The organism is Prescottella agglutinans (assembly GCF_004011865.1).
GTDB lineage: Bacteria > Actinomycetota > Actinomycetes > Mycobacteriales > Mycobacteriaceae > Prescottella > Prescottella agglutinans.
In genome coordinates, this window is record NZ_RKLP01000001.1 from 21736 (window position 1) to 40984 (window position 19249).

The following is a 19249-nucleotide window of genomic DNA, read 5'->3' on the forward strand; positions in this document are numbered from 1 at the left end:
ACTACCCGGACGGGTACCTGTTCCGCCGTCCGCACATACGTACCCGGATTCGACCCATCCCGAGGAAGGGGCGAAGAATATCCCTTATGAACAGGCAATATGCGCGTATCTTCGCAGAACCGCAGAGATCGACGTGACTGTCCGGTTCGTGAAGCACACCACGCCACCACATCCGGCGCCCCAGGCGAGATAACAGTCCGCACTCGGAAATCACGGCCTGGGAGGGAAAGAATCACGGCCCCGCAACGTGGGTTGCGGGGCCGTTACGGGTCTGCCGGGGCGGGTCAGGAGGCGGATCCGCCCAGCGACGGCATGCACCGATAGGTGGCGACGACCGCCTTGTGATCGGTGGGCCAGGGGAACGGCGACTCGACGAAGTTGTCCCTCGTGTCCTCCGCCGTGCGCTGGTTTCGGACGATCGATTCGCGCGGCCCGACGATCCCCGCCGACCGCAGTCGCAGGCGGGTGTTGTGGCCCGCGAACACGTAGTCGATGCGGTCGCGCTCGTCGGCCTCGGGCGCCCACGTCAACTTGGACACCGGGACGTCGGGGTTGTCCGACGGCCACGTGAACCCGGGGTGCGTCACCGGGTTCGGATACGTCGCGCGATAGGCGTCGACGAAGCCCGCCTCCTCGAGCAGTCGGGTGGACTCCCACGGCAGCACCACACCGTGGTGGTCGAACAGGTCCCGGGTCGCGGCCGTCCAGTCGAGGTGGGACGGCTCGTTGAAGTCGCCGCCCAGGATGACGGCGCGACCCTTGTCCTGCTCGGCCGCCGCGTCGGCGAGGAAGGCGGAGATCACGGCGGGTCGCCCGGAAGCGGTGTTGACGCGCTGAACCGCGGTCGGGTCGGTCACCGGTCCGTTCGGCATCTTGTTCCAGCCGAACTCGGAGAACTCACCGGGTGCCGGCACGCCGGCGCCGTATCCGCGGGGCAGGTAGGTGGCGTACCACTGGTACTGCAGATGCGCGGCGTAGGTCGCGATCTCGAGGTCGCCGACGGTCACGACCGCCTTGACCATGTAGTCGAGATTCGCCGTCTCCGTGATCGGATACGCCGAGAGGATCCCGGTGTCCGACGAGGTCGCCGCCTCGAACCGCAGACCCTGCGCGCCCAGCAGTTCGGCGAGTGCCGTGGTGGCGCCGCCGGCCTCGGACAGCAGCACGATCGAGGCGCGCGTCGAACGGATCATCTCGGCGATCCGCTCGAGTCCGTTCGCGATCTGCGTCCCGCCGTGCCAGGTGTTCAGGGACAGCACCCGGACGTCGCGCCAGGGCGCGGCGCCTGCCTGCGGAGCGTTCCGGATCGCGCCCGCGCCCAGTGCCGCGGTGCCTGCCGCCGCGGTCAGTACCTTCATCGCTTGCCGTCGTGTCAGTGAACTCGTCACACCGTTCTCCTCGTCAGCCACCCTGCACGGCGATGGCATCAGTGGAATCTGAACGAGTCACGAACCAGGCGCTACCGGCACGCAGGCTCGCGGTGACGACAAACCGAACGTTCCGGCTCTCGGAAGGAGCTCGCGTCTCAGGCGGGGAGTTTGCTCGCCAGAACGTCGACCTTGGTGATGGTGGGGTGGGTGACGAGGAGTTCGTCGGCCCGGGCCATGAGGGCCTCCGCGACCCGGCCGGCGAGGTGCGCCTGGCGTCCGGTGTCGTCCGGGAAGGCGTCGAAGATTCCGAAGGTCGCCGGGCCGAACCGGAGCGCGAACCACGCCACGGTGTCCGGTTCCTGCCGGACCAGGTCCAACGCGCTCTCGAGGAACTCGGCGACCTGCTGTTCCTTGCCGCGCTTGGCTTCGACGCGAACCAACAGTGCTGCGCTGACCATCGGACACCTCCGAAAACGACCGGTACCTCTCACTGTTCTCGCAACCACGGACCGCGTCAACGAGACAGGGCGCCGCGACGACCACGGCCGCGGCGCCCCTCGATCCGGGGGTCTCAGTCGAATTCGGCGAACCTCGGGACGAGGTGTTCGGCGACGCGCTTCGCCTCGTCGATCAGCGGCCAACCCGCCAGGATCAGGGTCGTCAGACCCGTGCGCGCCTTCAGCACGCGGACGTGATCGGTGATCTCGTCGGGTGCGCCGACGTAGTACACGGCCGACGATCCCGTCGCGAAGATGTCGAGCGGCGACCACGCGGTGATGCCGGCGTACAGGCCGTCACCGAGGTAGAGGTCGTTCGGTTCGGGGATCTTGCCCGCGACGACGGTGTCGACCCAGCCCTGGCGCTGCGCGTCGCGGGCCGTGAAGGTCGTCAGATCCTGCTTGCCCGCGGTCCGGCGCCGGACCGCCCTGTCGAGGACGTCGGCGATCCGGTCGATGCCGGTCTCCTCGAACAGCGACCGGAAGCGGTCCATCGCCTCGTCCCGGTTCGGTCGGACGATCACACCGGACAGCGCGCCGAAGTCGGTGAACTCGCGTCCCGCCGCGGCCGCCGCGGCCCGCGCGCCGGCGAACTTGTCCTCGATGAACGACGTCTCCCGCAGCATCGCCAGGTACGCGTCGAGCACCTTGCCCGAGTTGGCCAGCCCGGCCGGGGAGTCGCCCGTCCCCCACAGCGGCACGTCGTGCCCGTCCGGACGGTCGATCCGCAGCGGAGTGTTCGGGAAGTTCGACTCGGCGCCCTCCCGGTAGTAGCGCCGGAAGTCGGCCCAGTACTGCTCCCCCAGTTCGTAGCGTCGGTCATGCTCGACGTCCATGTCGTACTTGGTGAGGATGTTGTCGCGGCCGTTCACCGAGTTGATCATCAGGCGGCCGCCGGTGAAGGCGTCGAAGGTGAGCGCCTTCTCCGCGAGCAGGCGCGCCGGAGTCATGTTGGCGTACACCGCGACGAGGAACTTCATGCGCGTGGTGTGCGAGGCCGCCCACGTCGCCGAGACGAACGGGTCGTTGGGCCAGGTGGCGACGAGGGCGCCGTCGAAGCCGCCGTCGTCGATCGTCTTGGCGAGTTCGATCTGACGCGCGCCGTCCACCGGGTAGAGCCCGCCCGGGCTCCAGGGATAGTCGCCGTCCGCCTGGGTGAGATACCAGAAAGTCTTGACGCTCATCGGTTCACGCCCTCGCCGACGAGGTCGACGGACTCGATGCGGGCACGCTCGGCGAGCGTCGCCGGATCGACCGCGGACAGCGCGTCGAGATACTCGACCGCGAACGATCCAGGACCCGAGGACTTCTCGGCCGCGATCTCGGACGCGACCGCGACGTGCGCGTGCGCGGCGGCGAGGCCGACGAGCGGGGTCGGCGCCACCGCGAGGTAGGCCGCGACCAGGCCGCCGAGCGAGCAACCGGTGGAGGTGACCCGCGGCAGCAGGTCGCTGCCGCCGGCGATCCGCACGCCGACGATCGCGCCGTCCGGGTCCCGTCCGACCAGGTGATCCACCGGGCCGGACGCGGAGACCGCTGTGGCGTGCTCGAGCAGGGCGACGGCGGCGGGGACGGCCGCGGCGGGATCGTCGGAGCTGTCCACACCGCGTGTGGCTCCGCCGAGCCCGGCCAGCGCGATGATCTCGGAGGCGTTGCCGCGGACGACGGTCGGGCGGAACTTCAGCAGGTCCACCGCGAGAGCGCTGCGCCAGGGCAGTCCGCCGACCCCGACCGGGTCGAGCACCCACGGGGTGCCGGCGTCGTGGGCGGCCTCCGCGGCGAGCGTGAACGCCGCGGCGGTGCCGTCGTCCGGGGTACCCAGGTTGACCAGGACGCCACCGGCGATCCGCGCGAACCCGGCCGCCTCGTGAGCGTTGTCGATGTGCGCGTTGCTGGCACCGGCCGCGAGGACGACGTTGGTGAGGAAGTTCGCCGACACGACGTTGGTCAGCGAGTGGACGAGGGGCACCCGGGCACGGAGCGCGGTGAGGGCGCCGGCGAGATCGTCGCCGGTGAGAACTGTGGTCATGGAAGATCCTTGGGCAGAGCGATTGTCGGGGTGGGGCGGTTCAGGACCGGCGACATCGGGTCACTGTTCACCGCCCGGCAGGGTCACGAGGGGCAGCGACGGATCGGCCGTCCATTCTTCGAGGGATCCGTCGTAGACGCTGATGTGGGTGTGGCCGGCAAGCACGAGGCCGAGCGCGGTCAGGCATGCCGAGACGCCGCCGCCGCAGTAGAGCACCACCGGATTCGCCGTCCCGGCGAGTGCGTCGTCCGCCAACGCGCCCACCTCGACGACCTCGCGCAGGCGCCCGTGGTCGTCGAGCAGGCTCTTGGCGGACAGGTTCCGGCTGCCCGGGATGTGCCCGCGGCGCGAGTAGCGAGTCTGCTCCGCACCGCTGAACTGTTCGGGCGCCAGCGCGCACACGAGCGTGCCGGGTGCCCGTCCCTCACTGATGGCGAGCACCTCGTCGCGGTCCACCCACATCGGCCGGTAGTCGCGGACCAGCGACCTGTCCCCTGCCGGCGTCGGGGGCACGTCGTCGCCGGTGTCGACGGGCAGACCCAGCGCCTCCCAGCGGCCGAACCCGCCGTCGAGCACCCGGGCGTCGACGCCGACGCTGCGCAGCAGCCACCAGAATCGCGACGCCCACGTCATCGATCCGCGGTCGTAGACGACGATGTCCGATTCGGCCGAGATACCCAGCGCGGCAAGCTCTTCTGCCATCCGATCGATTGACGGTCGACTGAAGTGCAGGCCGGTCGCGGACTCAGAGAAGCTGGTCAGCAGGTCGACGTGCCGCGAACCGGGCACGTGCGCCGCGCGCCACGGGACCGCGCCCGATTCCGGGCGATAGTCGCCGTCGAAGCGCGCCTTGGCGAGGTCCACGGTGACGTCGAGGACCACGAGCGATTCCCGCCCCAGCAACCGGGCGAGTTCCTCGGCCTGGATCAGCGACTGTTCGGCGGTACTCAACTCACACATCCTCGAAATGACGGTCGTACGACGTTCGACGACAAGAACGTAAACGACGACTTGCGTATACGCAAGTATTCGACCGTCACCGATGGCATAATCAGCTGGTCCGACATTGGAACCGACAGATGGGACAGCGATGACGCGCGAGGACGACCTGGCAGACCTGGGCGTGCTGCTGCCTTCGGGCAGTTCGGGACGCTCCGATCAGACGTCCAAGCAGTACCTGCGCCTGCGCGCCGACATCCTGGACGGCAAGTTCCCGCGCGGCGCCGCGCTGCACGAGACGCAACTGAGCGAGACGTACGGCGCCTCCCGCACCCCCATCCGCGAGGCGCTGAACTGGCTCGCCCACGACGGACTCCTCGAGCGCGCCGCACGGGGCTTCCGCGTGCGGTCCGGTACCGCGGAGGACGTCATCGAGATCTACGCGGCGCGCGTGGCCCTCGAGTCCGAGGCGGCCGGCGCCGCCGCGCTCCGGCACACCGATCTCGACATGGCCCGCCTCGAGCGACTGCACGACTCCTGCTGCCACACTGACGACGACGACGCGGCCCGCACGGACAACTTCCGCTTCCACGAGGCACTGTGGCAGGCGGCGCACAACACCACGATCATGACGTTGCTGGTGCGGCTCACCACGCAGTTGCGGATCTACGACAGCGGCCCGCCGTCGAACTACGGCGAGCCGGACCTGCTGAACTCCGAGCACGAACTGATCCTCGAGGCCCTGCGCGCCCGGGACGAGCGGGCCGCCCGCGAGCACATGCGCACCCACCTCGAGCACAGCCGGGAGCAGCGGATCCGCCTGTTCGCGAACGGCTGACCGCCCCCGACGGCATCGACGCCACCGAGCCCGCGCGCACCGAGCGCGCGGGCTTCTTCGTGTCCAGAACCGGACAAACAGGCCGTAGGTAAGCCTTACTTTAGTTATTGTATGCTCACCTAACCATCCACCCGCGGCTGGACGCGGCGGCGCTCGAACGGCGCACCGCGTCACCGTCCTTCTGCTCCGGAGCCTCGATGCCCACCCCTCCCCACGCCCCCACTCCCCTCGCTCAGCTGACGCGTCGCGACCTCGTGCGTTCGATGGGTGTCGCGGCGCTCGCCCTCGGCGCGCTCGGCATCACCGCGTGCTCGAGCCGCGCGGCGGTGTCCGACGCCGCCGCGACCACCGCTGCCGGTGGCCCGATCTCCGTCGTCGACCAGTACGGGAAGACCGTCAACTTCGACACCCCCGTCGGGCGGATCGCGTCGGCGATCATCCCGGTGCCGTCGATGATCATCGGCTCCGACCAGTCCACCGCGCGCAACGTCGGCGTCAACCAGGTCGCGATCTCCATGGCCTCGAAGGGAATGCTCGGCACGATGTTCCCGGAGTTCCTCGACACCCCGGTGGTGGCGGGCAACGACTTCGTCCCGAACGTCGAGCACATCCTGAGCCTGAACCCGGACGTCGTGATCCAGTGGGGCGACAAGGGCGACGACATCGTCGCGCCGCTGCGCAACGCGCGCCTGAAGGTGCTGCTGCTGAAATACGGCACGCAAGAGGATCTCGAGACCTGGATCCGGATCTTCGGCGATCTCCTCGACAAGAAGGCCGAGGCCGACGCAGTCCTCGCGACCATGGCCGCCGACCGCGCGCTGGTCGAGAAGACCGCCGCCGCGCACGCTTCCACCGCCCCACGCGCGATGTACCTCTACAACGCACCCGAGATCAAGGTCGGCGCCGACAACAGCTACATGGACTTCTGGATCAAGCTCGCAGGCGGCAGGAACGTCGCGTCGGGCGCCGGCAGCGGATCGAGCCTGGGTGTCACCCGCGAGCAGGTGCTCGGCTGGGATCCGGAGATCCTGATCCTCGGCAACTTCGAGCCGACCACCCCCGCCGACGTCTACGCCGACCCGAAGTGGGCCTCGCTGTCGGCGGTGAAGAACAAGCGGGTCTACAAGGCCCCGATCGGCGGTTTCTCGTGGGATCCGCCGTGCAACGAGTCGAACCTGATGTGGCTGTGGGTCAACTCGGTGTTCTTCCCCGACGCGAAGCACGAACTGCGCCAGCGCATCCGGGAGACGTACCGCACGCTGTACGCGTACGACGTCACCGACGCGGACATCGACCGCATCCTGCACATGCCGACCAACGGGGGCAGCACCGGCTATGACGCCTTCCGTGCTTGAGGCGGCCACCGAGCAGCGGCCGCGGCGGTCGTCGCGCATTCTGGTGCCGGTGGTCCTCACCGTCGGGATCGTCGCGGTCGGGCTGATCTCGCTGTCGGTGGGCCGCTACACGGTCCCGGTCAACGAGGTCGCCCGCATCCTGATCAACGAGGTCATCGCACTCCCCCGCACGTGGACCGACGCCGAGTCCAACGTCGTTCTGGGCGTGCGGCTTCCACGGGTGCTGCTGGGGATGCTCGTCGGCGGCGGCCTGGCCCTCGGCGGTGCCGCGCTGCAGGCCGCGTTCCGCAACCCGCTGGTGAGCCCGCAGATCCTGGGTGTCTCCTCGGGCGCGTCGTTCGGCGGGGTGCTGGCACTGATGTTCGGGCTGGGGTCGACATTCCTCGTCGGGGGCGCGTTCCTGTTCGGCCTTGCCGCGCTGGGCCTGGTGCTGCTGATCGGCCGGAGTCGGTCGGGCGGCGCGATCCTCATGATCGTGCTGGGCGGCGTGGTCACCAGCGCCTTCTTCTCGGCGCTCGTGTCGTTCATCACGTACGTCGCCGACCCGTACACGACGCTGCCGTCGATCGTGTTCTGGCTCATGGGATCCCTGGCCACCGCGGACATGGCGAAGGTCGCGATCGCGGCGGTCCCGATCCTCGCCGGTTCCGCCGTCGTCATCGGACTGCGCTGGCGGATCAACATCCTCTCGCTCGGCGACGACGACGCCGCCTCGCTCGGGGTGAATCCGGGACGGCTGCGGGCCGTGCTGCTGACGATGGTGGCGCTGATGACCGCCGGCGCGGTCGCCGTGTCCGGCGTGATCGGTTGGGTGGGCCTGGTGGTCCCGCACATCGCCCGACTGTGGGTGGGCCCGGATCACCGGATCTCGATGCCGACGACGGTCGTGCTCGGCGCCGCGTACCTGACGATCATCGACACGCTCTCGCGCACCGTCAGTGCCGGAGAGATCCCGCTCGGCATCCTCACCGCGATCATCGGTGCCCCCGTGTTCGTTCTGCTCCTTCGGAATTCGCGTAGACAGGCTTTCATCGATGCTTGAGATCCACGATGCGGGCTTCCACTACCCGCGCCGCGACTGGGTGTTCCGGCACGCGAACCTGCGCATCGACAGTGGCATCACGTCGATCCTCGGCCCCAACGGCCAGGGCAAGACGACACTGCTTCGGTGCATCGCCGGGCTGACCCCGCTACGCGAGGGGCGCGTCGAGCGGGACACCGCGATCGGCTACGTCCCGCAGGCCGGCCTGTCGAGTTTCGCGTACTCGGTGTTCGACATGGTCCTCATGGGACGGGCGAAGAAGGTGTCGGCCTTCGCGACACCCGGCCGAGCCGACATCGCCCGCACCCGCGCGGTCCTCGACCGGGTCGGCATCACCGATCTCGCCGCCCGCAGCTTCGCCGAACTGTCCGGCGGCCAGCGCCAACTCGTGCTCATCGCGCGGGCGCTGGCCTCGGACGCCGAGTTCATGATCCTCGACGAACCCGTCTCGGCACTGGACCTGCGCAACCAGGCGCGGGTACTCGAACTGCTGCGCGATCTGGCCGCGGACGGCATGGGCGTCCTGCTCACCACCCACCACCCGGATCACGCGCTGCACCTGGGTGGGCGCGCGATCGTGATGCGCTCGCCCGAGGACATCCGGATCGGGGCCGTCACCGAACTGGTCACCGACGACATGCTCACCGAGCTGTACGGCATCGAGGTGGTGAGCGCGACCGTCGACGACCGCGGCGGACCGCGCACCGTCCTCTACACCCGCTACGACACCTTCGCGGCCGCCACCCCGGCCGCGGACACTCTCCAGAAGGCCTCACGATGACTCTCGACACGACTGCGCCGCAGTCACTTCCACCGGTCCTGCACCTGGTGATGGGATCGAACACCGGAATGTCCGGCGGCACCGCCGCCGGCAAGCGGGTCCGGCCCGTCGATCTCTACGACCTCGACCGCCTCGCCCTCGACGGCGTCCGCGGCCTGCTGGTCAACGGCAACTGCGACCAGATCTTCCTCGAACGCCGCCGCGTTCTGCTCACGGACTTCGTCACCGCCGGCGGCCGGGTCGCGGTCATGGGCCATCCGCTCACCGACTTCCTGCCGGGGCTGGGCCAGTGGCGCAAGCTGCAGTACTCGGGCCCCAAGGACCTCGCGATCATCGCCGGCGACCCGCACCCGGTGTGGGAAGGTGCCGACACCGCCGACGTCAGTTTCCGCCGCGGGGTGTCCGGGTTCTACGCCCGCGGTTACAGCCAGAAGCTGCCGGACGACGCCGTCGTCACCACCCGCATCGGTCGGCACGCGCTACCGGTCGACTACGTCTACCCACTGGGGTCGGGTGAGGTCCTGGTCCACGGCGGCCTCGATCTGGCCGTGTACCAGGAGGATCCGAACACCTCCGCCCGTATCTTCCCCCAGCTGCTGACGTGGCTGGCCCGTCAGGAGGCACAGGCATGACCGCCACCGAACCGACCGTCGAGCCCTTCGCCCGCACCGACCGCGCGCCGCGCTCGCGGCGCCGACTCGCACTGGTGCACGGCGGATCCCACTTCCACCTGCAGACGTCGAAGGATCCGGCGGTCATTGTGCACCAGCCCGAGTTCGTCTACCTCGCCGATCTCGCGGACGGCGACCTCGACGCGTTCGACACGGTGATCCTCGCCGACCGCCTGCATCCCGAACTGCTGCGCCGACACACCCCGCAGATCCTCGCGGTCGCCGAGCGCGGCGGGACGCTCGTCGTCCTCGGTGAGAACGCCGCGCACACGTGGCTGCCGGGCGTGACGTGGACGGCGCGGCCCACCAACTTCTGGTGGTGGCTCGAGGGCGAGGACCCGCTGATCCGCACCCGCAGCCCCGAACACGATGCGTGGGAGTACCTTTCGACGAAGTCGGTGATCTGGCACCACCACGGTCTGCTGCACACCGACGCCGACGTCGTCCCGTTGCTCGTCTCGGAGGAGCCCGACGAGAGCGGCGACCTCCGCGACGCCGGGATGATCCTCTACGAGGACACCGTCACCACCGCGGGCCGAATCATCGCGACCACGCTCGACCCGACGTACCACCACGGCAACAACTTCATGCCGGGCTCGACCCGCTTCCTGTACGCGCTGCTGCGCTGGCTGGACAACACCGGCAGTTGACGGCACCGGCACCAGGACCGGTCGTCCACACGAGTGCACGACCGGTCCGGCGTGTTCCGGTGCGGCGTTTCGTCAGCTACCCGCGCCCGGGAACAGCTGGGACAGCGATCCGGTGATCTGTTCCAGGGAACCGGTTCCCGGGTCGGGTCCGGGGATCGGGCTGTGGATCGCGATCGTGTTGGCGCCGCCCGCCGCGATCGCCGTGTAGATCCGCCCCTCCGGCGGTGCGGGGATGTTCAACTGCCCCTTGTCGTTCTGGCCGGTGGTCACGACCTGGCCGGTCGAGGTGAGCGCAGCGGAGTGGAAGGTGCCCGCGGAAATCGCGGTGTACGTCTGCCCCGCCGGGAAGGCGAGTTGCAGGTTTCCGGCGGAGCCCCACCCGACGATCTGGCCGCCGGAGGTCAGTGCGAGCGCGTGGAACGGACCGGCCGCGATCGCGGTGTACGTCTGCCCCGCCGGCGCCGGAGGCGCGGATGCACCGTTGTTCTTCGACCCCCATTCGACGATCTCACCCGCCGAGGTCAGCGCGATGGAGTTGAACGTGCCGGCCGCGACCGCCGTGTACGTCTGCCCGTCGGGCGGCGGCGGCACGTCGGTCTGGCCCTGGGCGTTGTTGCCGAACGCGACCACCTGGCCCGCCGACGTCAGCGCCAGCGTGTGTCCCCCGCCGCCTGCGGAGATCGCCGTGTACGTCTGACCGGCCGGAAGTGCCGGCGCGACGGTCTCCCCGTAGCCGCCGTCGCCGACACCGACGATCCGGCCCGCGGACGTCAGCATGATCGATGCCGAACCACCGGCGGAGACTGCCGTGTACTTCTGCCCCTCGGGCAGTGCCGGAATGTCGAGCCTCCCCAGCTGATCGAGACCGAACCCGACGACCTGCCCGCCGGAGGTCAGCGCCAACGTGTGGAAGGTGTTCGTCGACACCGCGGTAAAGGTCTGCCCCGCAGGTGGGGCCGGCGGAGTGGTGGCGCCGTACGCGGTGTCGCCGGCACCGACGGCGACACCGCCCGGCAGCACCGGAACACCCGAGGGTGCCGCTCCCGCTGTCGCCACCAGTCCCGTCATCGCGGTCATCGCGAGCAGCGGCGTGACCACCGCCCGCCGCGCCAATCGGACGCGCAGACCGGCCGGATGGCCTCTTCGATTCGATCCAATCCTCACAGAGCTCTCCTCTCCAATCGGACTCGAATTCCCGCACGAGCCGTCGGTGATGCCGAGGGGCGGGAATGCAGCCATGATGACACCGACGATCCCGGGCCTGTCAGCGGAATCGAAAAGTCCAGTGCCACCGAGCATTCGGAAAAGTCATCGACATCAGGACCGAATCGTCACGAAATTCACTGCGTCACAGACATCTTCAGATGAGTCGAATGATTATTTGTCGGTGAGGAATTCATGATCCGAATGCCGCATGGGTCGATGGTGCCGCGGCGACCATCCCCGCAGCTGTCGCCGTGACCCGAACCCGAGCTTGTGCAGCACGTTGCGCAGGTGGAAGTCGACCGTCCGGATCGAGAGCGTGAGCTGCTCCGCCACCTCACGATTCGTCAGTCCCTCGCCGACCAGCTGCGCGACCTCGCGCTCACGTGCGGTGAGGACCGTGTCGGGACCACTCGGATCGGTGGACCGGTCCCGCGTGCGCGCCCTGTCCAGTGCGGACGTCAGAGCGGCTTCGCACTCGGCGAGCCACAGCGTCGCGCCGAGTCGTTCGTACAGGTCACGGGCCCGGCGGATCAGCGACTCGCCGAGTTCCGGTTCCCCATCCGACACGAGGAACATCCCCACCCGTTGCCACGTCACACCCTTGATGATCACCGAGGAATCGGCATCGACAGCCGCGAGCGCCCGCCGCAACTGACCGGCGCCCCTCGCGCGCTCACCGACGACGAACGACGCCGCCCCACGCACCAGGAGGTGCTCGGCGCTCGTGCCTTCGCTGCGTTCGAGGATGGCGAGGGCCTCGTCCACCCGGCCCGAAACGAGCAACGCGATCGCCTCGGCCGCGTCCCAGTTTCCGACCCGATCACCGACGTCGTCGTGGACTCGGTGGATTCGCATGGCGCTCAACGCGCGGTCGGGACGATGGGTCGCCACCGACAGAAGCACCTCCGCCAACGCGATCGCGCGATACGCCAGCAACGTCCCCGCCCCGGACAGGGACGTGTGCGCCAGTCCCAGCCGACGCTCCGCGATCGCGAGTTGCCCCCGCCCGACCGGCACCAACGCCGCAACCGCGTATGCCGGGGCCGTCGACCACGGATCACCGAGATCGAGCGCGACGTCCAGGGACTCGGCCGCGGTCCGCTCCGCGTCGTCCCAGTCCCCGAGCCTGAACTGGACCATCGCCAACTCGATCCGCCCCTGCTGCGCCACCCAGGACGAGTCGTCGTCGACCAGGCTCAATCCGCAGGTCAGGTCGTCGAGGGCGGCGTGCAACCGGCCGTCCTTGTGCAGCAACGTGCCCCGCGTGATCAGCGCGATCGCGTGCCGACTCCCGTACCGCTCGGGCGCTACCTGCGCCAGCAGTCCGGCGACCGGCGAGCCGTGCACAGGGATGCCCTCCGTGTAGTGCCCGACCGCGCTGCGCAGGGCGAACAGTTCGATCTCGCGGGCTGCGAGATCGATCGCGGCGCCGTCGACCGCCCGGCCCTGGGATCGCTCCGCGGCAATCGTCGCCAGGTCCCGTTCCAGGACGTCACACAGCGCCGCCAACCCCGCCATGTCGCCCATCGCAGCCAATGCCGCGGCCAGCTCGCAGGTGATGACGACCCGGAGCGCCGTCGGCTCCGCGGCACCGCCCAGGTCCGCGACCAGCGCCCCCGCCGAGTAGGCGCGCGCCGCGTCCGTGTCGCCACGCCTGAGCTGCGCATATGCCAGAAGCAGATCCCGCTCCGGTTCCGAGGGCAGCGCCTCGATCCCCTCCACCAGCTCGTCGAACACGCGCAGGTGACGACCGGAAACGGCACCGGCCGCGCACGCGAGCAGGCGGCGACGCTGCGCGCCGGGATCGGTGCTCAGCCGCACGGACCACAGCCCGTACTCGACGGCCCGGTCGAGGTCGCCCAGGACGCGCGCATTCGCCGCCTGACGGTCGAGATGCGCTGCGAAGTCCTCGTTTCCGTCGCCGAACGACGCGGCTCGGTGTACCAGTGCGCGGTGCCCACTCGCCACCTTCGCAACGGCGGCGTGGGCGGCGCGGATCGCGTCCCCTCCCATCGACGCCAGCACCGCGTCGCGGATCCTGACGTGCGGAGGTCGGACCGTCAGGACGCCCTCGACGTTCTCGAGTTCGATCAGATCCACACGCAGTGCCGCCGGCACGTCGACCGGTCCGCCGAGGTGTGCGGCGGCCGCGTCGAGTTCGGCGACGGAGGTGGGCGCGTCCAGGACCGCCATCAGTTCGATTCCACGCCGGCACGCATCGCTGACCTGCAACAGGACAGCACGGACCGAATCGACGAGGTTCGGGACGTGCCGCACGAGTTGGCCGGCGCGGGCCGGGTCGGCACCCATCGCCTCGATGGCCGCGAGGATGTCCAAAGGGCATCCGCGCGTGTACTCGGCCAACACCGCGGCCGCCCGCACCGGGTAGTCGATGTCGAGCACGTCCTCCACCAGCTCACGGACATCCGGCGGCTGCAACGCATCGACGTGTACGACCGCTCCGCGCAGCGGGTCGTCCGCGATCCGTCGCGCACGATTGAGCAACGGCGATCGGCCACGACGGGCCGCGAGGATCACCAGTACCGGGCGGTGCCGGACGGCCTGCGCCACGAGCATCAGGACCCCCGCCGAATCGTCGTCCACCCACTGCGCGTCGTCGACCACGAGGCAGACCGGGCCCTCGATCTCGTCGATCGCCGCCAGCAGGGCGTCCGCACAACCGCGCATTCCCCTGTCCCACAACGCGACACGATCGACCATGAACGCGGCGCCGCCGTGCACCAGATCGTCCGCGAGCTGCTCGAGCACGCCGTACGGGGCGGCGCAGTCGCTGTCGTCGCCCAGCGCGGAGGCCACCGACCAGTCACGCTCCCGGGCCAGGAAGGCGTGGACGAGGGCGGTCTTTCCGTAGCCGGAGTCGCCGTGAACCACCACGATCCGGCCCTCCCCGGTGCGGGCGGTCGACGCGCAGGACGCCAGGGCGGAAAGGTGTCGTTCCCGGCCGACGATCCGCGCCTCGTGCCGTGTCGCCGACGGGATCCGGGAGGCTTCGAAGGCACTACCCATGCCTCGCAGGCTATCCGCAAACCGGTCGCCGATCTGGGCGAACCGGTAGATCCCACCGGGATACCCGGCGAGAAACCGGCAACTTTCACCGGGGACAGATACGGCGGACTGCGGTTTGATGACGACCATGTCCGCGACGAGAAGGGTTCGCACCGCGTCGGTCCTCGCGATCCGCACCCCCGCCCCGGGGGCGGCGATCCCGAGGGCGGGAACCAGTTCGCCGGGACGCCTTTTCGGCAGATGACCCCGCCTGCCGATTGCGACCGAAGGGTCCCCGGAACTCGCTGCGCTCCGGGGGACCTTCGGCGTTCGGCCCGGCTTCAGTCGACGTCGTACACGTCGACCACCGACACCTCCGAGCGCACGGTCACTCTCCGCCGAAGACGCGCTGCACCACTGCCTTCGCGCGCCGGGTGACCCGCAGGTAGTTGTCGAGGAACTCGTTCGCGTCGCCGCCCGGCCAGCCGGCCACCTGGGCGACCGCCGACAGCACCTTGCCCGGGCCCGGCAACTGATCGGTGGGCTTGCCCCGGACGAGGACCAGGGCGTTCCGCGCCTGGGTCGCGGTGAGCCACGCATCGCGCAGGAGCTCGATGTCGGTCTCGCTCAACAACTCCGCGGCCCCGATCGCGTCCAGCGTCTCGAGGGTCGACGTGTTGTGCAGCGACGGGACCTCGTGCGCGTGGCGCAGCTGGATGAGCTGGACGGTCCACTCGATGTCGGCCAGGCCGCCGCGGCCGAGCTTGGTGTGCGTGGCCGGGTCGGCGCCGCGCGGCAGACGCTCGGAGTCGACGCGCGCCTTGATCCGTCGAATCTCCCGGACCGCCTGCTCCGACACCCCGCCCTCGGGGTACCGGGTCTTGTCGATCATGTGCAGGAACCGCAGCCCCAGGTCCTCGTCGCCCGCGACGGCGTGCGCCCGCAGCAGCGCCTGGACCTCCCACGACTGCGCCCACTGCGCGTAGTACGCCGCGTAGGACGTGAGCGTCCGCACCAGCGGGCCGCTGCGCCCCTCCGGGCGCAGGCCGGTGTCCACCTCGAGCGGCGGATCGGTGCTCGGGGCGCCCAGCAGCGTCCGCACCCGGTCGCCGATCAGGTTGGCCCACTTGACGGCCCGGGTCTCGTCGACGCCCTCGCGGGGCTCGCACACGAACAGCACGTCCGCGTCGGAGCCGTAGCCGAGTTCGCCACCACCGAGCCGGCCCATGCCGATCACCGCGAACGTCGCGGGTGCGGGCTCGCCCGACTCCGCCTCGCTCGCCCGGATCACCGCGGCCAGCGCCGCGCCCAGCACCGCCGCCCACACCGACGACAGCGCGCGGCACACCTGCGGGACGTCGAGCATGCCGAGGATGTCGGCGCTCGCCACCCGCGCCAGTTCGTACCGGCGCAGCGAACGGGCCGCGCCGACCGCCCGCACCGGGTCGACGTACCGGGACGACGACGAGAGGATGCCGCGCGCGACGTCCTCGGGCTGCGGCTCGAGCAGCCGCGGCCCGGACGGGCCGTCGGCGAAGAGCCGGATCACGTCGGGCGCCTTGATCAGCAGGTCGGGAATGTAGGCCGACGAGCCGAGCACGGTCATGAGACGCTGCGCCACGGCCGCCTCGTCGCGCAGCAGACGCAGGAACCAGGTGGCGTCGACGAGCGCGTCGGAGAGCCGGCGGTACGCGAGCAGACCGGCGTCGGGATCCGGTGTGTCACCGAGCCATTCGAGCAGCGTCGGCAGCAGCAGCGCCTGGATACGGCCCTTGCGCGACGCGCCGCTCGTCAGGGCGGTGAGATGGCCGAGGGCGTTCTCGGGCGCGGAGTAGCCCAGCGCGGCCAGCTGGCGGACGGCGGCGTCCGGGCTGAGCCGCAGCGCCTCCTTGTCGATCCGTGCCACCGATTCGAGCAGCGGCCGATAGAACAGCTTGGCGTGCAGGCGCCGCACCCGGTGGGAGTTCCGCTTGATCTCCGCGTTCAGCACGCCGAGCGCGTCGTTGCGGCCGTCGGGGCGCATGTGGGCGGCGCGGGCGAGCCAGCGCAGCGCCTCCTCGTCCTCCGGCGGCGGCAGCGTGTGGGTGCGCTTGAGCTTCTGCAACTGGAGGCGGTGCTCGAGCAGCCGCAGGAACTCGTACGACGCCGTCAGGTTCGCGGCGTCGTCCCGACCGACGTACCCGCCGGCCGCGAGGGCCGTGAGCGCGTCGACGGTGCTCTTGACACGCAGCGAGGTGTCGGCGCGGCCGTGCACCAACTGCAGCAACTGCACCGCGAACTCGACGTCGCGCAGGCTGCCGCGCCCCAGCTTCAGTTCGCGCTCGCGCAGTTCCGGCGGCACCGAGTCCTCGACCCGGCGGCGCATGGCCTGGACCTCGGGCACGAAGTCCTCGCGCTCGGACGCGGTCCACACCATCGGGCCCACCGCGTCCGCGTACTGCCGACCCAGCTCCAGATCACCGGTCATCGGCCGCGCCTTGAGCAGCGCCTGGAACTCCCACGTCTTGGCCCACCGCTTGTAGTACGCGATGTGGGAGTCGAGCGTGCGCACCAGCTCACCGCGCTTGCCCTCGGGACGCAGCGCCGCATCGACATCGAAGAACGCCGACGACCCGATGCGCATCATCTCGCCGGCGATGCGACTCGACAGCGCGTTGGACGGCTCGGCCACGAACACGACGTCGACGTCGCTGACGTAGTTGAGTTCGCGGGCACCGCATTTGCCCATCGCGATCACTGCGATCCGGGTGGGGCACGGCTCGTCCGGGCACACGGCCGCGACCCCCACCGACAGCGCCGCCGTCAGGGCTGCGTCGGCCATGTCCGAGAGTTGGTGTCCCACCGTCTGATACGGGACCACCGGCTCGTTCTCGACGGTGGCCGCGAGATCGACAGCGGCCAGCACCATCATCTGGTCGCGGTAGCACTTCCGCAGCGCGGCCACCGCCTCGGGACCGGTGATCGCGGCGCGGTGCAGCATCGGCGAGGCGTTGGGCCCCGTCTCCGGAGTGGCCCCGACACACGCCAGGAGTCGGCGCGTCAGCTCCGTCTTCGACGGCAGCGTGACGTCACCGGCCAGCAGCTTCCACGACGCCGGGTCGGCGACCAGATGGTCGCCGAACGCGCTCGACGCCCCGATCAGCCCGAAGAGCCGGCCCCGCAGCCCCTTGTCGGCGCGCAGTGCCGCGTCGAGTTCGGCCCACGCGTCCCCGAGTTCCTCCCGCATGCGCGCCAGGGTCCGCAGGGCCAGGTCGGCGTTCGCGGCGCGGGACAGCGCCCACAGCAGCTCGACGCCGTCGAGATTCGACCATCCGAGTGCGGCCAGCTCGGCGGGCGCCGTCGGCTCGATCAGCCCGAGCCGTCCCGCGCCGGGCACCGCCGACCTCGCGTACGGGGGCTTCACCGGTCGCCCCCGGTCTGGACGTCGTCACGTGTCGGACGTGGACTGGCCGGATGGGGCACGCGGTCACCTCTTCGGGATCGAATTGCTCGGGTCGGCCCTACAGGCCCAGGTAGGCCTTCAGCTCGAACGGAGTGACCTGGCTGCGGTACTCCTCCCACTCGCGCCGCTTGTTGCGGAGGAAGAAGTCGAAGACGTGCTCGCCGAGCGCCTCGGCGACCAGCTCGGACTTCTCCATCTCGCGCAGCGCGTCCGCGAGGCTGCCGGGCAGCGGCTTGTAACCCATCGCCCGACGCTCGGCGTCGGTGAGGGCCCAGACGTCGTCCTCGGCCTCCGGCGGCAGCTCGTAGCCCTTCTCGATGCCGCGCAGGCCGGCGGCGAGCAGGACCGCGAACGTCAGGTAAGGGTTGCAGGCGGAGTCGGGGCTGCGGATCTCGACGCGACGCGACGACGCCTTGTTCGGCGTGTACATGGGAACCCGGATCAGCGCGGACCGGTTGGACGGTCCCCAGGTGGCCGCCGTCGGGGCCTCGCCGCCGTGGACCAGGCGCTTGTAGGAGTTCACCCACTGGTTGGTGACGGCGCTGATCTCGTTGGCGTGCTCGAGGATTCCGGCGATGAACGCCTTGCCCGTCTCCGACAGCTGCATCGGATCGTCGGGGTTGTGGAAGGCGTTGGTGTCGCCCTCGAAGAGGCTCATGTGGGTGTGCATCGCCGAGCCGGCCTGGTCGCCGAACGGCTTCGGCATGAACGAGGCCCGCACGCCCTCGTCGATCGCGACCTCCTTGACGACGTACCGGAACGTCATCACGTTGTCGGCCATCGACAGCGCGTCGGCGTAGCGCAGGTCGATCTCCTGCTGGCCGGGCGCGGCCTCGTGGTGGCTGAACTCCACCGAGATGCCCATGGATTCGAGGGCGTCGATCGCGTGGCGACGGAAGTTCGGGGCCCGGTCGTGGACCGCCTGGTCGAAGTAGCCGCCGCTGTCCGCGGGGATCGGCGGGCGGCCGTCGATCGGCCCGTTCTCGAGCAGGAAGAACTCGATCTCCGGGTGCACGTAGCAGGAGAAGCCGAGGTCGCTGGCCTTGCTCAACTGGCGGCGCAGCACGTGGCGCGGATCCGCCCACGACGGGGTGCCGTCGGGCATGGCGATGTCACAGAACATGCGCGCGGAATGCTGCGCGCCGTCCTTGTGCGCCCACGGCAGGATCTGGAACGTCGACGCGTCGGGCTTGGCGACGGTGTCGGCCTCCGAGACCCGCGAGAAGCCCTCGATCGCGGAGCCGTCGAAGCCGATGCCCTCCTCGAAGGCACCTTCCAGTTCTGCGGGCGCGATCGCCACCGACTTGAGGTATCCGAGCACGTCGGTGAACCACAGTCGGACGAACCGAATATCGCGCTCTTCGAGGGTGCGAAGCACGAACTCCTTTTGGCGATCCATGTCCGTGAGACTAAGCACGTAGCG

General features: G+C 69.9%; 15 protein-coding genes. 6 read left to right on the plus strand and 9 right to left on the minus strand.

The window, feature by feature from the left end; translation table 11 throughout:
• Positions 1–284: 284 nt before the first annotated feature.
• From EGT67_RS00125 to EGT67_RS00145, 5 genes are all read right to left on the minus strand, one after another.
• Entirely contained in the window at positions 285–1388 is a 1104-nt protein-coding gene (locus EGT67_RS00125) for an endonuclease/exonuclease/phosphatase family protein (RefSeq protein ID WP_241565824.1), read from the minus strand.
• A gap of 137 nt (positions 1389–1525) precedes the next feature.
• Positions 1526–1828, minus strand: coding sequence for a putative quinol monooxygenase (locus tag EGT67_RS00130; RefSeq protein ID WP_127914033.1), 303 nt, complete (start codon positions 1826–1828; stop codon positions 1526–1528).
• Positions 1829–1941: 113 nt separating this feature from the next.
• Complete coding sequence (locus EGT67_RS00135) at positions 1942–3051, minus strand: LLM class flavin-dependent oxidoreductase (RefSeq protein WP_127914034.1); 1110 nt, start codon at positions 3049–3051, stop codon at positions 1942–1944.
• On the minus strand, positions 3048–3896 hold the full coding sequence (thiM, locus tag EGT67_RS00140) for a hydroxyethylthiazole kinase (RefSeq protein WP_127914035.1): 849 nt from the start codon (positions 3894–3896) through the stop codon (positions 3048–3050). Before thiM ends, EGT67_RS00135 begins: the two co-directional genes overlap by 4 nt.
• A 60-nt stretch (positions 3897–3956) precedes the next feature.
• Complete coding sequence (locus EGT67_RS00145) at positions 3957–4856, minus strand: sulfurtransferase (RefSeq protein WP_127914036.1); 900 nt, start codon at positions 4854–4856, stop codon at positions 3957–3959.
• A 130-nt stretch (positions 4857–4986) separates the two neighbouring features.
• Here EGT67_RS00145 and EGT67_RS00150 point away from each other — a divergent pair, with 130 nt between their 5' ends.
• The 6 genes from EGT67_RS00150 (at position 4987) to EGT67_RS00175 (ending at position 10172) form a co-directional block, all read left to right on the plus strand.
• The gene (locus tag EGT67_RS00150) at positions 4987–5673 is read left to right on the plus strand and encodes a GntR family transcriptional regulator (protein WP_127914037.1); all 687 of its coding nucleotides are present in this window, start codon (positions 4987–4989) and stop codon (positions 5671–5673) included.
• Between the two features lie 197 nt (positions 5674–5870).
• Positions 5871–7028 carry an ABC transporter substrate-binding protein gene (locus EGT67_RS00155; protein WP_127914038.1) on the plus strand — a complete coding sequence of 386 codons (1158 nt, stop codon included), beginning with the start codon at positions 5871–5873 and terminating at the stop codon, positions 7026–7028.
• Complete coding sequence (locus EGT67_RS00160; protein ID WP_127914039.1) at positions 7009–8070, plus strand: FecCD family ABC transporter permease; 1062 nt, start codon at positions 7009–7011, stop codon at positions 8068–8070. The genes EGT67_RS00155 and EGT67_RS00160 overlap by 20 nt, the downstream gene beginning before the upstream one ends.
• On the plus strand, positions 8063–8851 hold the full coding sequence (locus EGT67_RS00165; RefSeq protein WP_127914040.1) for an ABC transporter ATP-binding protein: 789 nt from the start codon (positions 8063–8065) through the stop codon (positions 8849–8851). Before EGT67_RS00160 ends, EGT67_RS00165 begins: the two co-directional genes overlap by 8 nt.
• Entirely contained in the window at positions 8848–9483 is a 636-nt protein-coding gene (locus EGT67_RS00170) for a hypothetical protein (RefSeq protein ID WP_127914041.1), read from the plus strand. Before EGT67_RS00165 ends, EGT67_RS00170 begins: the two co-directional genes overlap by 4 nt.
• Positions 9480–10172 carry a hypothetical protein gene (locus EGT67_RS00175; protein WP_127914042.1) on the plus strand — a complete coding sequence of 231 codons (693 nt, stop codon included), beginning with the start codon at positions 9480–9482 and terminating at the stop codon, positions 10170–10172. Before EGT67_RS00170 ends, EGT67_RS00175 begins: the two co-directional genes overlap by 4 nt.
• 72 nt (positions 10173–10244) lie before the next feature.
• Here EGT67_RS00175 and EGT67_RS00180 read toward each other — a convergent pair whose 3' ends face one another.
• From EGT67_RS00180 to EGT67_RS00195, 4 genes are all read right to left on the minus strand, one after another.
• The gene (locus EGT67_RS00180) at positions 10245–11336 is read right to left on the minus strand and encodes an RCC1 domain-containing protein (RefSeq protein ID WP_164877446.1); all 1092 of its coding nucleotides are present in this window, start codon (positions 11334–11336) and stop codon (positions 10245–10247) included.
• Positions 11337–11549: 213 nt separating this feature from the next.
• Positions 11550–14405 (minus strand): AAA family ATPase, encoded by a 2856-nt coding sequence (locus EGT67_RS00185; protein ID WP_164877447.1) that lies wholly within the window; start codon positions 14403–14405, stop codon positions 11550–11552.
• A gap of 367 nt (positions 14406–14772) precedes the next feature.
• Positions 14773–17787: a bifunctional [glutamine synthetase] adenylyltransferase/[glutamine synthetase]-adenylyl-L-tyrosine phosphorylase gene (locus EGT67_RS00190; protein WP_127914045.1), complete on the minus strand. Its 3015-nt coding sequence runs from the start codon at positions 17785–17787 to the stop codon at positions 14773–14775.
• A gap of 97 nt (positions 17788–17884) precedes the next feature.
• Complete coding sequence (locus EGT67_RS00195) at positions 17885–19225, minus strand: glutamine synthetase family protein (protein ID WP_127914046.1); 1341 nt, start codon at positions 19223–19225, stop codon at positions 17885–17887.
• Between the last annotated feature and the right edge of the window lie 24 nt (positions 19226–19249).

Coding starts and splice junctions, on each gene's coding strand:
- EGT67_RS00130 (WP_127914033.1), bottom strand. CDS start 1,828: ATGGTCAGCGCAGCACTGTTGGTTCGCGTCGAAGCCAAGCGCGGCAAG.
- EGT67_RS00135 (WP_127914034.1), bottom strand. CDS start 3,051: ATGAGCGTCAAGACTTTCTGGTATCTCACCCAGGCGGACGGCGACTAT.
- thiM (WP_127914035.1), bottom strand. CDS start 3,896: ATGACCACAGTTCTCACCGGCGACGATCTCGCCGGCGCCCTCACCGCG.
- EGT67_RS00145 (WP_127914036.1), bottom strand. CDS start 4,856: ATGTGTGAGTTGAGTACCGCCGAACAGTCGCTGATCCAGGCCGAGGAA.
- EGT67_RS00150 (WP_127914037.1), top strand. CDS start 4,987: ATGACGCGCGAGGACGACCTGGCAGACCTGGGCGTGCTGCTGCCTTCG.
- EGT67_RS00155 (WP_127914038.1), top strand. CDS start 5,871: ATGCCCACCCCTCCCCACGCCCCCACTCCCCTCGCTCAGCTGACGCGT.
- EGT67_RS00160 (WP_127914039.1), top strand. CDS start 7,009: ATGACGCCTTCCGTGCTTGAGGCGGCCACCGAGCAGCGGCCGCGGCGG.
- EGT67_RS00165 (WP_127914040.1), top strand. CDS start 8,063: ATGCTTGAGATCCACGATGCGGGCTTCCACTACCCGCGCCGCGACTGG.
- EGT67_RS00170 (WP_127914041.1), top strand. CDS start 8,848: ATGACTCTCGACACGACTGCGCCGCAGTCACTTCCACCGGTCCTGCAC.
- EGT67_RS00175 (WP_127914042.1), top strand. CDS start 9,480: ATGACCGCCACCGAACCGACCGTCGAGCCCTTCGCCCGCACCGACCGC.
- EGT67_RS00185 (WP_164877447.1), bottom strand. CDS start 14,405: ATGGGTAGTGCCTTCGAAGCCTCCCGGATCCCGTCGGCGACACGGCAC.
- EGT67_RS00195 (WP_127914046.1), bottom strand. CDS start 19,225: ATGGATCGCCAAAAGGAGTTCGTGCTTCGCACCCTCGAAGAGCGCGAT.